At 63.0% G+C, this 14349-nt stretch carries 12 protein-coding genes and 2 pseudogenes; 1 reads left to right on the top strand and 13 read right to left on the bottom strand.

The window, feature by feature from the left end:
• Positions 1-36: 36 nt before the first annotated feature.
• On the top strand, positions 37-2304 hold the full coding sequence (locus tag H5V43_RS22735) for a nitric-oxide reductase large subunit (protein WP_025549136.1): 2268 nt from the start codon (positions 37-39) through the stop codon (positions 2302-2304).
• 709 nt (positions 2305-3013) lie between these two features.
• On the opposite strand, the gene H5V43_RS22730 is transcribed toward H5V43_RS22735, so the two are convergent.
• The 13 genes and pseudogenes from H5V43_RS22730 to istA form a co-directional block, all read right to left on the bottom strand.
• Positions 3014-3442, bottom strand: coding sequence for a TonB-dependent receptor domain-containing protein (locus H5V43_RS22730; RefSeq protein ID WP_021245211.1), 429 nt, complete (start codon positions 3440-3442; stop codon positions 3014-3016).
• A 201-nt stretch (positions 3443-3643) separates the two neighbouring features.
• The gene (istB, locus tag H5V43_RS22725) at positions 3644-4372 is read right to left on the bottom strand and encodes an IS21-like element helper ATPase IstB (RefSeq protein WP_025549137.1); all 729 of its coding nucleotides are present in this window, start codon (positions 4370-4372) and stop codon (positions 3644-3646) included.
• A pseudogene (locus H5V43_RS22720) lies at positions 4359-5053 on the bottom strand (Mu transposase domain-containing protein); the annotation flags it as partial. The pseudogene H5V43_RS22720 and the gene istB (H5V43_RS22725), both read right to left, overlap by 14 nt.
• A gap of 401 nt (positions 5054-5454) precedes the next feature.
• Positions 5455-5736, bottom strand: coding sequence for a type II toxin-antitoxin system YafQ family toxin (locus H5V43_RS22710; protein WP_004212690.1), 282 nt, complete (start codon positions 5734-5736; stop codon positions 5455-5457).
• On the bottom strand, positions 5723-5986 hold the full coding sequence (locus H5V43_RS22705; protein ID WP_004212689.1) for a type II toxin-antitoxin system RelB/DinJ family antitoxin: 264 nt from the start codon (positions 5984-5986) through the stop codon (positions 5723-5725). The genes H5V43_RS22710 and H5V43_RS22705 overlap by 14 nt, the downstream gene beginning before the upstream one ends.
• A gap of 383 nt (positions 5987-6369) precedes the next feature.
• Positions 6370-6807 carry a DUF411 domain-containing protein gene (locus H5V43_RS22700; protein WP_007683347.1) on the bottom strand — a complete coding sequence of 146 codons (438 nt, stop codon included), beginning with the start codon at positions 6805-6807 and terminating at the stop codon, positions 6370-6372.
• 79 nt (positions 6808-6886) lie between these two features.
• The gene (locus tag H5V43_RS22695; protein WP_007683345.1) at positions 6887-8128 is read right to left on the bottom strand and encodes an MFS transporter; all 1242 of its coding nucleotides are present in this window, start codon (positions 8126-8128) and stop codon (positions 6887-6889) included.
• The gene (locus tag H5V43_RS22690) at positions 8122-9108 is read right to left on the bottom strand and encodes a copper resistance protein B (RefSeq protein ID WP_004212678.1); all 987 of its coding nucleotides are present in this window, start codon (positions 9106-9108) and stop codon (positions 8122-8124) included. The genes H5V43_RS22695 and H5V43_RS22690 overlap by 7 nt, the downstream gene beginning before the upstream one ends.
• Positions 9105-10811 (bottom strand): copper resistance system multicopper oxidase, encoded by a 1707-nt coding sequence (locus H5V43_RS22685; protein WP_021238859.1) that lies wholly within the window; start codon positions 10809-10811, stop codon positions 9105-9107. Before H5V43_RS22685 ends, H5V43_RS22690 begins: the two co-directional genes overlap by 4 nt.
• Positions 10812-10836: 25 nt before the next feature.
• Positions 10837-11862 (bottom strand): alcohol dehydrogenase AdhP, encoded by a 1026-nt coding sequence (adhP, locus tag H5V43_RS22680; protein ID WP_007683342.1) that lies wholly within the window; start codon positions 11860-11862, stop codon positions 10837-10839.
• 26 nt (positions 11863-11888) lie between these two features.
• Positions 11889-12017, bottom strand: a pseudogene (locus H5V43_RS22675) (aldehyde dehydrogenase family protein); the annotation flags it as partial.
• A 76-nt stretch (positions 12018-12093) separates the two neighbouring features.
• Positions 12094-12954: an IS21-like element helper ATPase IstB gene (istB, locus tag H5V43_RS22670; RefSeq protein ID WP_013041154.1), complete on the bottom strand. Its 861-nt coding sequence runs from the start codon at positions 12952-12954 to the stop codon at positions 12094-12096.
• On the bottom strand, positions 12951-14213 hold the full coding sequence (istA, locus tag H5V43_RS22665) for an IS21 family transposase (RefSeq protein ID WP_013041153.1): 1263 nt from the start codon (positions 14211-14213) through the stop codon (positions 12951-12953). Before istA ends, istB (H5V43_RS22670) begins: the two co-directional genes overlap by 4 nt.
• Between the last annotated feature and the right edge of the window lie 136 nt (positions 14214-14349).

Genomic DNA, 14349 nt, shown 5'->3' with positions numbered 1-14349 from the left:
TTTGCTGTACCGCCTCGTAGCCCATAGGGGAGAACCATGGATCGAACACGTCAGCTCTGGATTTGGCTTCTATCATTGCTGGCAGTCTCTTTTGCCGTCCTGCTTCTGGTTGGCCGCGACATCAGCATTCAGGCGCCGCCGCTTCCCGCCAAGGTCGTGACCGCAAACGGCGAAACCGTCTTCACCCGTGCCGAGATGCAGCGTGGCCGCCAGGTCTGGCAATCTATGGGCGGCATGCAACTGGGCTCGATCTGGGGACACGGCGGCTACGTAGCGCCCGATTGGTCAGCCGACTGGTTGCACCGGGAATCACTGGCACTTCTCGATCTCTGGGCACAGCGGGATCTGGGCGGCGCCTTTGAGAGTTTAAACGAGGAACACAAGGCGCTCCTCCAGCGGCGGCTGCAAACGGAAATGCGCCGAAACACGTTTGAAGCGAGCACGGATACCATCACGATCAGCAACGATCGCGCGGTGGCAATCGAGCGGGTGGCAAAGCACTACGTCAATCTGTTCGGCAACGACCCCGCCACGGCCGAGCTGCGCGAAAACTATGCCATGAAGAACGATACGGTCCCCGACGCAGGGCACCGAGCCGCCATGACCTCCTTCTTCTGGTGGACGGCCTGGGCGGCCACAACGGAACGACAAGGGCGGACGACAACGTATACGAACAACTGGCCGAGCGAGCCGCTGGTCGGGAATCGCCCACCATCAAGTACATTCATCTGGTCGGCCTTCAGCGTCACCTTCCTGCTTGCCGGCATCGCGCTGTTGGGTTGGCACCATGCGGTGACGCACGGACGAAGGGAGAAGGAGCACGACCTCCCCGCGAAAGATCCGCTGCGCGAGATCGCGGTGACGCCTTCGATGCGGGCGACAGCCAAATATTTCTGGGTCGTTCTCGCACTGTTTCTCGCGCAGATCATGCTGGGTGCAATGACGGCCCACTATCAGGTCGAGGGGCAGCTGGTTTATGGCTATGAAGCGGCCGAGATCCTGCCTTATTCGATCACCCGCACCTGGCACACGCAGCTTGCCGTGCTGTGGATCGCGACAGCCTGGCTGGGAACGGGCCTCTACATAGCTCCTGCGATCTCGGGCCATGAACCGAGGTTCCAGGCTCTGGGTGCCAACATCCTCTGGGCCTGCCTCCTGATTATCGTCGTGGGCTCCTTTGCCGGGCAATGGCTCGCGGTGATGCAGAAACTGGGACTGGAGAGGAACTTCTGGTTCGGACACCAGGGCTGGGAATATGTCGATATGGGGCGCTTCTGGCAGTGGTTTCTCTTCATCGGCCTGATGCTCTGGCTTGTGCTCGTCGGCCGGGCGCTCTGGCCTGCGCTCAAAGAGAAGTCCGAATCCCGCCACATCACGATGCTGTTTTTCCTATCCGCCGTAGCCATCGGACTCTTCTACGGTGCCGGGCTGTTCTGGAATGAGCATACAGCGCTCTCCATGATTGAATATTGGCGTTGGTGGGTGGTCCATCTGTGGGTCGAAGGCTTTTTCGAGGTGTTCGCCACCGCGGTCATCGCCTTCCTCTTCACGCGCCTCGGCCTCATTCCGACACCCACCGCCACGGTCGCCGTCTTGTTTGCCACGATCATCTTCATGGCAGGCGGAGTGCTGGGAACGTTGCACCATCTCTACTTCGCGGGAACCTCGATCGCGGTGCTGGCGCTTGGCGCGAGCTTCTCAGCGCTCGAGGTCGTGCCGCTCGCCTATATTGGCTTCGAAGCTTATGAACACTGGAAGCTGAGCAGCGCGACACCCTGGATGCAGCGTTATAAATGGCCCGTCATGTTCTTCCTGGCGGTATCCTTCTGGAATCTCGTCGGAGCAGGCCTGTTCGGCTTCCTCATCAATCCGCCGCTGTCGCTCTATTACATGCAGGGTCTCAATCTGACGCCGCTGCACGGACACACCGCATTGTTCGGCGTATACGGCATGTTGGGCGTCGGGCTCGTCCTGTTCTGCCTGCGTGGCATGTTGCCGAACCTGATCTGGAACGAAGGCGTGCTGAAGACGAGCTTTTGGTGCTTCAACATCGGCCTTGCGTTGATGGCGCTCCTGACCTTGCTGCCACTTGGTACGCTTCAGCTGACCGCCGCGATTGACAAGGGCTACTGGTACGCTCGCTCGGCCGAGTTCATGCAGCAACCGGTGGTCGATCTGCTGGTGTGGCTGAGGGTTCCTGGAGATATCGTCTTTTCTGCCGGGGCGGTAGCGCTCGCCTGGTTTGTCGCCAGTCTTTGGCTCAGACCCCGGTCTGACGACAGCGAGGCGCAAATTGCACAGTGATCGATCGAGGAGTCCGATGCCGCGCAGTCCCAGCCAACCCTTGCTCGTGGGCTAGCCACGTTCTGTCGACAAACGCCACACTTGGATGCGAGTTTCGGTGAACCTTTTGTCCATGCGCACCAAACTTCTGTTCGCAGGTCTGGCAGCCGGGTCGATGGCTGCTCTATCCTCGCCCGCGATTGCTCAGATGCCGCCCGGCTCACGGGACTGTTCATTCCAGTCGCTATCGCCGGAGGAAAAGTCTCGGTACCAATCCCGTTACCGGCGCCGCGTGCGCGTCGATGGGCAAGCTTTTGCTGATAATGGCTGTATGAACAGGTGTGCATGACAGCCTCTGAGCGCAAAGCCCTCCGGCGTCCCCGCAAGGGCAAAAACTGCCGCGCCGTTTCGCGCCCCGTCACCAGCTTGGACGGATCCATGACAGTTGGCATCGGGCGCAAATGCGACTGACGCGCTCGATGCCGCACATGGCGATCATGGTGCGTTTCCAGGAGGGGACCAAATCCTACGCTAAGAATTTTGGCCAGCGATATTCTTCGCCGGTCAGGGTTATGTGCTCCCACCCCGCTCCTTACGGAGATCGAATCCACTGATCACTGAATTCTGACTTTAGAAACGTTTCTTGAATCGGGATCCATGGATGAAAAGGGGCCGACTCTCTGCATTCAGCGAATATTCGAACGCGAAGGCAGAAGGCCGGCCTGATCGATCAGAAGCTGATCGTTGCCGTGCCCCAAAAGCGGCGCCCTTCATCGAGCATCCAGTTGCCGTCGAGACCATCAAACCGGCCGCGGTCATCGACCGGCACGATCTTGTCGGTGACGTTGAGCACCGCCGCCCTCAGCGCGAAATTCTCATTGATCGTGAAATTGATGCCGACATCGAAGGTCGTGCTCCCTTCACGGGTGCGGGTGTTGAGCGCGCCGTTGCGGAACCCGCTGAAAGTCTGCTTGCCCGAGTAGTAGCCGAGCACATAGGCCGCGATCTGCTCGGTCGCTTGCCAGTCCAGGCGAACGTTGGCCATGTGCCTGGGCGTCTTGTCGAGCGGCGTTCCGTCAAGCGAACTGCCGTCGAAAGCGGGCTCGCCGCCACCCTTCCGGACGGAATCGGTGTAGGTATAATTCGCGGTCAGCAGCAATGCCGGGGTGATCGGCAGTCTGCCATTCACTTTGTCAAACGGCGCGCAAACGGGACCCCGTATAGGCGTTGAAGGGGGACCCCCTTTTCGAGATTGAGCGGAGGGTTGATGCCCTGCGCTGTGTGCGGCGGAGGTCGGGCGTAGCCCGGCCGGAGGCGTACACAGCGCAAGTTCGTTTTGAAGCTGGGGTGAGAGTGGCGGCTAACTGCGGTTTTTGAAGCGCCAGCTGTCGTTGCCGGTCTCGACGATATCGCAGTGATGAGTGACGCGGTCGAGCAGAGCCGTGGTCATTTTGGGATCCCCGAACACGGTAGGCCATTCGCCGAAGGCGAGGTTGGTCGTGATAACGACGCTGGTGCGTTCGTAGAGCTTGCTGATCAGGTGGAACAGGAGCTGGCCACCAGAGCGCGCGAACGGCAGATATCCCAACTCATCGAGCACCACCAGGTCGAGCCGTGAGAGCTGTCCCGCCAGGGTCCCGCCCTTGCCGATCCGGGCCTCCTCTTCGAGGCGTGTCACCAGATCGACGGTGTTGAAGTATCGTGCCCGAGCCCCTTTGCGCACGACGTTGGCGGTAATCGCGATGGCGAGGTGGGTCTTGCCGGTGCCCGTGCCGCCGACGAGCACGATGTTGCGACGCGCCGGTAGGAAGGAGCCATCATGCAGGGAGCGGATCAGTCCCTCGTTGATCGGCGTCCCTTCGAAGCTGAACCGCTCCAGGTCCTTCACCACCGGCAGCCGCGCGGCCGTCATGCGATATCGGATCGAGGCGGCGTCGCGATGGGTGGCTTCCGCGCGGAGCAGATCGGTCAGGATCTCCATGGTGGTGCGCTGGCGCTGGAGGCCGGTGGTGACGGCCTCGTCGAACGCGGCCACCATGCCCTTGAGGCCCAGGCCGCGCATTGTGTCGATCATCTCATGCCGCTGCATCATAGCCTCGCAGTCGGTCATAGCTGGCACAGTCGGCGATCGGCGGGTGACTCAGCATCCGGTCTTCCGAAGTGACGATGCTATGGGGCGTCGCCGGCTCGCGGCGACGGGAGAGGATGTTGAGGATCAGGTCGTCGCTGACCGTTCCGCTCGCCAGCGCTTCGCGCACCGCCGCCTCGACCTGCTCCAGCCATCGGTGAGCACGGCCGAGAGCACCCGCACGAACCTGCGATCCGCCTCATCCCCGTGCCCCAGCCTGCGTCGCAGGCGATGGAGGGATGGCGGCAACTCCCAGTCCTGGAACGGCGCGCCGTTGCGCAGGGCACCGGGCTTGTGGGCCAGAACCGGCAGATAATGCCAGGGATCGTAAATGGTGCGGTTCCGCCCGAAGTGACGCTCATGTTCCCCGACGATCTCTTCGCCGCAGCGGATGACCATCCGGCCCGCATAGGCGCGCACCTGCACCGTGCGCCGCGCCGCCCTGGACATGACCGAGTAGCGGTTGCGGTCGAAGCTGATGAGGCAGGTGCCGGTGACGGCATGCTCGCTCTCATGGAAGCCATCGAAGGGCGCCAGGATCGGCTGCAGGACAGGCCGCTCCATCTCCAGCGCCTAGGCCACGGTGATATCGCCGCGCTCGGGATGGGTGTGGTGCTCGGCCCAGCGCCGGCACTCCGCCTTCCTTCTCACGATCTGGCTTTTGAGCCATTCGAGCATGGAATCTTTTGCCATCATGGGCGTCGTCGTCGCTCTCGGCAGCATCGTCTACCGGGCCAGCATCCGCCGGTCATCAACGTAGGGGTCACGACGGTGGAGCGAGCGGTCGGCTCTTCAAGCCCAACGCGATCGGCTCATTTCTCGCTCACCAGTCGTGAACTAACGGCAAATTTGTCAGAATTTGAGGGTGAAAGTGATTTATGGCCCTCATTTTTGTTTCAAGCAGCGCCTGCCGAATGCATCTCTGCGATTGATGTCTTCTGCAAAAGCTTGTTGGCATCGGATGCTCGCTGATCACACCTAACCCGTAATCGTGCCTCTGGCTGACATACCCGACAAACGTATAAGCTCGCCATGCGCGGGCGTCACCAACCCAATTCCGCGTGCGATCCCAAGCGCACAAGCTGCAAGGTGTCGTCATCGGGCTTGCGGTAAATCAGCACGAGGTCGGGCTTTATGTGGCAATCGCGATGGTCGCGCCAGTCGCCGGTCAGCGCATGGTCGCGGTGGCGCGGTTCAAGCGGCTCGTCGGATGCCAGCGCCTCGATGATCGGGATCAGGTCAGCGTCCAGCGTCTTGGCGTGCTGCCCCTTCTTCTCCCGCTTGTAGTCGCGCTTGAACCGCCCGAAGCGTTCAATCGTCCGCATTGAGGTCGGCCATCAGGTCGACCACCGTGGCGAACCGCTTGCCCTTTCCCTCGCGCGCTTCCTTCATGGCCTCGATCGTCTCGGCATTGGGCACCAGCGGTTCAAACGGCAAGGCCTTGTCGCGGGCAACGCGGGTCAGCATCAGGCGCACGGCATCGGAGACGGTCAGCCCCATAGCAGCCAGCACGGTCGCGGCTTCCTCCTTCACCGCTCCGTCGATCCGGGTCTGCACAAGAGCGTTTGCGGCCATGTCGATTTCCTTTCTGCATGACGATGTAATGCAAGCGAACGCAAAGTGCAATCAGGCAAAGCCCCGGCTATCGACATGGCGACCGGGCTTCGCGTTTTTCACCTTCAATGCTGTGAGTGCCATCGGTTCGGGGCCCTGATCGGGAATGTTGGGGCCGTTCTCACACTTTCGGTGGGCAAACGGTCCCACAATCGTTCCACATTTTGGGCCAAATTCAGGCAAATCAGGGAGACGACCGCGAACAACTTACAAGACAAATCGTTGCTTTTTCAGTGTAGGTAGGGGTAGGGACGCCATCAGCTCGCTTGACACAAGGTTCTACACTCGACAGCGGGGTCCTCTACCACCGGGCAATTCTGCAGGATGCTGCAAACCGCGCGATATCAATGGCGGGCGAAAATTCGCTGACCGGCGCTGCCGAAGGCCACCACCGTATAGGGTTGGCGGGCAGCGCCTGCCACTTCCATGCCCTCCGAACCGATCGGCATCCCCGCAACCGCAATGCCTTTGACGCCCGCAGGACGGGTCGCCAGCAAGCGCTTGACGTCGGATATCGGGACATGGCCCTCGATCATATAGCCATCGACGATCGCGCTGTGGCAAGATGCCAGCGTCCGGGGCATGCCGGCCTTGCGCTGAAGCTCGCTGCGCGACGCATCGTCACGCATGACGACCTTGCGTCCCAGCTTCGCGCGCACGGCCTGCGCCCACTTCTCGCAACATCCACATCCCGGATCCCGGTGGACGACGATATCACTGGCCGCAAGCGCTACGCCGGGCATGGCGAGGAACAGCAAGGCGACGAATAGGCGGGTCTTCATGAAATGACTCCCGGAAGAACGATAAGCATGGGGCAGAGGCCCCTTCTTTTCTATACGCATCAATGCGCCCCTCCCCTCATCACGCAGATGATTTTACGATGGCGGGCGGCCTCCAGGCTAGCGGCAGGGACACAAGCAGCGCTAGCGATAGACCACCAATCCCCCACAGAACGAGCGGCTGCGCCCCGGGAGCGACGATGGCTATCGCCAGCGGCGCGAGCGCCTGCCCGATGCTGGCGGCGGAATGCTGGAAACCGAGCTTCACGCCTGAAGGGGCCCCGCCGCCGCTGATCCAGAAGCTGGTGACCAATCGAAGGGTTGCCGAGCTCCAGCCGGCAGCAACGATGATCCCACTGAGCTCGGCCATACTCGCGGCGACAGGAAACATGAAAAGTGCCACAGCCAGCAGGCCCAGCGTCAATCCGGCAAGCCGCCTCGGCACAGTGACCAGCCAATCCAGCTTTGCATGGAAGATCTGTGCCGCCAGCATGCCCAATCCGCAGAGACTGAGCATCCAGGCGATCTCTTCGCGGCTCAGCGAAATGGCGCTCCGCGTCACCAGGAGATTGACATGCATCGCCGCCAGCCCGCCGCCCGCGACGATCGTGATAAAAAGCAGGATCAACGTCGCGCCGAGCGTAGGCGCGGGCAGGTCTCCGCCATCGATGCAAGGTGCACACCAGCGCGGCAGACGCACGGCGCAAAGCGCCGCCCCGACGGCACCGATGCCGAGAGCGAGGATCATGAGGGGAGCGCGGGGCAGGATCGCGGCCGAGACCTCCGCCACCAGCGGACCGGCGAGATCGCCCAGAAACACGAAGGCGGTCAGCCAGGTGAAGCGGCGCGCCTGGTCCGCGCGCCCGCTTGCGGCAAAGCTCGCGCAGAGCAAGCCCAACGGTATGATGGCGGCCGACGCCATCCCCGCCACCAGACGCAATGCATAAAGCTCAGGCAACCCGACGAGGCCGATCGGCGCGGTCACCAGCGCGAGGATGACCAGCGCTGCGCGCAACATCGCCCGATAGTCGACCCGGTCCGCGATCCAGCCCCAGAGCGGCGCCGCCAGCAAGGCTGCCAGGGGATGGACCGCGGTCAGGCTCGCGACGTGAAAATCATGAGCGCTTGACGATAGCGCGCCACGAGCCGGGTCGACCAGTGCCGGAAGGAAGGCGAGAATGGCCGTCTGTCCCGCCGACGCCGCAGCCGCCGCGAGCAACAAGACGAAAAAGGAGGCCGGCCAGCGACCGTTGGCTTGCGATCCAGCCTTGTCACGCGGCGCGTTCGCGGTCGATCCCTCGAGTGGCCATCCGCGGATCACCACCAGGCGCGCAAGCCGATCACCAGCCTGTGTTCGGAAGGCCCTTCCCTGCGCAGGCGACGGAAATCGGCCGTGCCGTCAAATGCGCGCTCCCAGACGAAGCCGATATAGGGCGCGAACTTGCGCGACACCTCGTAGCGCAACCGTCCGCTCAGCTCGACATTGCTGAAGCCGCTGCCGAGCTGCCGATCGCTCGACCGCTTCGAATAGATATTGGTCTCTACCTGCGGTGTGAGGATCAACCGATTGGTGAACAGGACCTCATAGGAGGCCTTGGCGCGCGCCGCGAGACGCCCATCGGTCCCTACATAGCCGGTGAGCTGGACGTCGAACCAATAAGGCGCCAGTCCCTCGACGCCGGCGGCCAGCCATGTCGTCGCGCCCTTGCCGAGATCCTGCCTGACCCCGAGCAGCGTGCCCCAGAACGGGTTCTTGCTGTGCCACCACAGCGCCTCGACGCTGCTCTCCGGATCGAGACGTTGGTCGCGGGAGTTCTTGAGGCCCTGGCTGCGCAGCCAGAGCTTGTCATTGTCCTGACCCTTGGTGACGAGCACGGTCCAACCCACGCCCTGACCCTCGTTGCCGCTGGCGAATTCGAGCTCATCGACAAGTATCTTGGGGATCGAGAGCTTGTCGGCCATCTCATAGCCCGGCAGCGTCGAGTTGCGATAGCCGTCGGCATAATCGTCCGAGTTGCGCGCGTCCGGCGGGGCCTTGCCACCCTGCATCGAGCCCATGTCCATCGTGGCGCCGTTACCGGACGCCTTCGTGTCGGTCATATCCATGCCCGGCATGTCCATGCCCGCATGGTCCTGAGAGCCTTGCGCGGAAGGGGTGTGCTGAGCGGGAGTGGCCGTTTGGGCAGGGGTGGCGGCGGGCGACGGGGGCGAGGCATCCTGCGCGAGGGCGGGAGCCGTGATCGCCGGCGCCAGGAAGAGGGCAGCGCCAAGAGCGATGCCGCGCGAGGGGAAAATCCGGATCATGCGACCACCACCTCCCGGAACATGCCGGCCGCCATGTGATAGAGCAGATGGCAGTGGAAGGCCCATCGGCCCATGGCGTCGGCGGTGACGCGGAAGCTCACCCGCTGGGCGGGCTGGACCACGACCGTATGCTTGCGGACCTGGAAGGCGCCGTCCGGGCCTTCGACATCGCTCCACATGCCGTGCAGATGCATCGGATGCGCCATCATCGTGTCGTTGACGAAGGTGACGCGCAGCCGCTCGTTTGGCTTGAAATGAAGCGGCCTGGAATCGTTGAGCTTGATGCCGTCGAGCGACCAGATGAACCGTTCCATATTGCCCGTCAGATGCAGCTCGATGTCGCGCTCGGGCTCGCGCGGGTCGGGATCGCCGCCCGGCGTGCGCAGATCGGCCAGCGTCAGCACGCGCCAGCCGCGCCCGCGCAGCCCGGCGCCGGGATCGTCGAGATTGGTGCGCGGATAGTCGACGCGCATGTCGGTATTGGCGCCATATTCGGTGCGGGCGTGCCGTGCCCTGGCCGGCATCTCGGTCATGCCGTGCCCGGCATGCGCGTCGCCTCCCATTGCGCCCATCGTCGCCATCGCGCCCATCATGTCGACCGGCTCGAGCCAGGTCCGGGCATCGAGCGGCGGCACGGCTGCCGCCATGCCCGGGGCCGGTGCGATCGTGCCACGCGCATAGCCGCTCCGATCGATCGCCTGCGCGAAGATGGTGCGGGCGCCGCCCTCGGGCATGGTGAACTCGACGTCGTAGGTCTCGCCCGGGCCGATCCGGAATTCCTCGACCGTGACCGGCTCGACCGGCTGCCCGTCGGTCGATACGACCGTCAGCTCGACCCCGGGGATCCGCACGTCGAAGAACGTCGCCGTCCCCGCGCCGACGAAGCGCAGGCGCACGCGCTCGCCGGGCGCGGCGATACCGGTCCAGTTGCCGGCGGGCGGCGCGCCGTTCATCAGATAGGTGTAGGTCGCGGCAGAGACATCGCTGTAGTCGGTCGGGTTCATCCGCGAGCTGTTCCACATCCGCCGCCGCTCGAGCGCCTTGCCCAAGCCCATGGTGCCGACATCCTTGAGGAAATCGCCGGCGGTCGGCTGCGCAAAATTATAGTAGCTGCTCTGCTTCTTGAGATTGAGGAAGATCTGCAACGGCGGCTCGTCCGACCAGTCGCTGAGCACGATGCAATAGTCGCGATCGGGCGCCCGCGCCGTCGGCACCTGTTTTGGCTCCACGATGATCGCTCCATAGAGTCCCGTCTGCTCGGCGAGCGTGTGAGCGTGATACCAGTAGGTTCCGCTCTGGCGGACCTCGAAGCGATAGGTGAAGGTCTCGCCCGGCGCGATGCCGGCAAAGCTGATGCCGGGCACGCCGTCCATCTCCGCCGGCACGATGATGCCGTGCCAATGGATGCTCGACATCTCCTTGAGGCCGTTGCGCACACGGAGCGTGACCGTGTCGCCTTCGCGCAGGCGCAGGACCGGCGCGGGCACGCTGCCGTTCACGGCGGTCGCGATACGGCGTTTGCCGGTGAAGTTGACTGGCAGCTCGGCGATCTCGAGGTCGAACTCGGTCCCGCTAAGCTCGGCGGGCGAGACTGGGGCGGATCGCGCGAGAAGCGCCGGGGCGAAGCCGGCAACCGCGCCGCCGATCGCCAGCCCCTGGACGAAACGGCGCCGTGCGATCGGCCGGATATGTAAGGGAGACATGAACTGTACTTTCGCGAAGTCGGGTTCAGGCGAGGTCGAGGACGATCCGGCCCTCGATGTCGCCATGGTGCATGCGGGAGAAGACGTCGTTGATGTTCTCCAGCTTGTCTGCATGGACCGTGGCCTTGACCTTGCCGTCGCCGGCGAACGCCAGTGCCTCGAGCAGATCGAGCCGCGTGCCGACGATCGAGCCTCGCACGGTAATGCCGTTCAGCACGGTGTCGAAGATCGACAGCGGGAAGTCGCCCGGCGGCAGACCATTGAGCGCGACCGTGCCGCCGCGCCGGACCATGCCGAGCGCCTGCTGGAACGCCTTGGGCGAAACGGCGGTGACGAGCGCTCCGTGCGCGCCGCCTATCGCCTTCTTGAGCGCTGCCGAAGGGTCCTCGCTGTGCGCGTTGACCGTCAGTGTGGCGCCAAGGCGTGTAGCGAGGTCGAGCTTGCTATCGTCGATGTCGACCGCGGCCACATTGAGACCCATGGCACGGGCATATTGCACCGCCATGTGGCCGAGCCCGCCGATCCCTGAGACGACCACCCACTCGCCGGGTCGGGCCTCGGTGGCCTTCAATCCCTTGTAGACGGTGACGCCCGCGCAGAGGATCGGCGCAATGTCGAGGAAGTCGACATTGTCGGGAAGGTGACCAACATAGTTGGGATCGGCGAGGACATATTCGGCAAAGCTGCCATTGACCGAATAGCCGGTGTTCTGCTGTTCGTGGCAAAGCGTCTCCCAGCCACCCAGGCAATGCACGCAATGCCCGCAGGCGGTGTAGAGCCAGGGCACACCGACCCGGTCGCCTTCCTTCACATGGGTGACGCCCGCACCGACGGCGGCGACATGCCCGACGCCTTCATGGCCAGGAATGAAGGGCGGGTTGGGTTTGACCGGCCAGTCCCCTTCTGCCGCGTGCAGGTCGGTATGGCACACGCCGGTTGCCGCAATCTTGACCAGGATCTGCCCGGGGCCGACCGTCGGGATCGGCGCGTCCTCGATGACCAGGGGCTTGCCGAATTCGCGGACGACCGCCGCCTTCATGGTTTTCGCCATGTCCGTTTCTCCTTTTGAGCGAGGGGTCAGAACAGGCCGAGCGCGTGCTCGTCATAGGAGACGAGCAGGTTCTTGGTCTGCTGATAATGGTCGAGCATCATCCGGTGATTTTCACGCCCGAAGCCCGACGCCTTGTATCCGCCGAAGGCGGCATTGTCAACGGGCACCGAAGATTCCGCAAAAGTGGGCATCTAAAATTCCCTAGTTTGGCGGGACGGTCTGTGCCGGTGATCAGCCGTGATGGAGATCTGGCTTTTCCTTTGCTGGTGGTCGGCCGCGCCGTTTCGGCAAGGGCGGTGGGTTGATGGATGGAGTTGCGCGCGCATGCTCAGGCAGCAGGTCGGCGTGCTGTCGCATACGATAGCTCGAGCCCTCGATCTGGATGACAACGGCATGGTGAAGGAGGCGGTCCAACAAGGCCGTCGCCACCACAGGATCGCCAAAGACATCCCCCCATTCCGCAAAGCCGCGGTTGGATGTGAGGATCATGGCGCCCTTTTCGTATCGGGCGTTGACGAGCTGGAAGAACAGGTTGCCGCCGCCCGGCGTGACAGGGAGATATCCGATCTCATCGACGACGAGCAGGGAGGAGCGGCACAGGAAGCGGATCCTTTCGCGCAACGTTCCTTCGCGTTCAGCCTTGGCCAGCGCAGCGATCAGATCGGCAAGCGGGATGAAGTAGACGCTTTTGCCTGCCTTCACGGCTTCGACTGCGAGGGCGGTCGCGATGTGGCTTTTCCCGGTGCCCGGCGGCCCCAGCAGATGCACGACCTCGGCCCGGTTGATGAAGTCGAGGCCGGCCAGCGCCAGGATCCGGTTGCGGTCGAGCGATGGCTGGAAGGAGAAGTCATATCCGTCCAGCGTCTTGATGATCGGCAGCCTGGCCATGCGCAGGGCCGCCTTGATCCTGCGGTTCTCCCGCAGCGACAGTTCTTCGTTCAGCAATATGTCGATCGCCTCAACGCCATCGATCTTGCCCTGCTCGATCCCGCGCAGGGTGGCGTCGAGCATTTCCAGGGCGCGCGGCATTTTAAGATGGACCAGACTGCGGCGGATATTATCAACGCGAGACGCAGCACCCCCATGGCTCATGGCCGTTCTCCTCGGGCCAGTTGGCTGCCGATCGCCTGATAGATCGCCAGGGAGCGCACAGCGACATGCTCGCCGATACGGCCAATGGTGATTGCATCCTTTGCGTGGTGACGACGCTTGGCCCCGCTGCCTCCGGTTCGATGCACAGGATCGATCCTGTACTGTCGGCGCCCCTCCAGGACAGGATGCTCGGCAATGACCTGGCCCAGGTCGATGATCCGGATCTTGTCGGGCAACTGCTGGATTTCGACGACGCGGCGGGTGCGATCGGGAACGCTGTAATAGTTGCCGCCGACGGAGACCATGCCGTCGTGGCTGACGCGGCGCTCCAGCTTCAGCACGGCATCGAAGCGCTCTGCTGGGAGCAGTTGCAGCTCAGGCTGCTCGGCGGCAAAGGCTTCGAGAATGATCCGCTGCGTCGTGCCATGGACACGGACGTTGGCGACGGTATCGAGCCAGTCTATCAGCTGGACATTGAGATCTTCCAGATTGCGGAAGCTTCGGCCCAGGAAGAAGTCCTTGCGGATATAGCTGAACGGCCGCTCGACCTTTCCCTTGGTCTTGGCCCGATAGGGGCGGCAGGCGCGGGGTACGAAGCGGTAATGCCGCGCCAGGGCCAGCAATGATCGATTGTAGATGATATGGCCCTGATCATCCTCCCCCGTCACGGCGGTTTTCATGCGATCGTAGAGGATCTCGATCGGAACACCGCCGATCGTTTCAAAAGCCTGCATATGGCAGCGCAACAGGGTTTGGAGATCCTGGTGCATGACATAGCGTGCAAACAGGAAGCGCGAATGCCCCAGCACCAGGCTGAACAGCCAGACGATCCGGCTGACGCCAGGCTCATCGGTAAAATCAACGACGAACCGGGCGAAGTCGATCTGCGCCTGCACGCCTGGCGGCGTCTCGAACCGCACCTCGAAGGGCTTGGGGCCGTTTTCCGGCCGGATCGCGGCCAGGAACCGCTTCACGGCAGTATAGGCGCCCATATAACCCAGCTCACGGATTTCCCGCGTCAGGCGCGCCGCTGTCAGATCGGGAAAGGCCGCCACCCGCTCGCGCAGAAATTCCAGATAGGGCGCCAGCTTGTTCGGCCGTCCCAATGCGCGTGGGCCATAGACCGGAGCTTCGACGCCCCGTTCGATATATTTGCGGATGGTCTTGGGATCGCGGCCAGTGCGTCGGGCGATGGCTGATATGGATACGCCCTGCCGATGTAGCTCGAGGATCATCATCAATTCTCCAAGTCGGATCATCGGCCCCGTCTCCGCGTCTGCAAAGGAGATGAGGACGATGTCGGCTCATCTCATTCTGCCGGGGCTAGCCCCGGCAGAATGAGATGAAGGGGCCACCAACTAGGGAATTTTCAAAGCCCACTTTTGCGGAGAATTG

The sequence above is a fragment of the Sphingobium fuliginis genome, from assembly GCF_015074805.1.
In the GTDB taxonomy this organism is placed as follows: Bacteria; Pseudomonadota; Alphaproteobacteria; order Sphingomonadales; family Sphingomonadaceae; genus Sphingobium; species Sphingobium fuliginis.
This window is presented reverse-complemented; position numbering and strand designations above follow the sequence as displayed.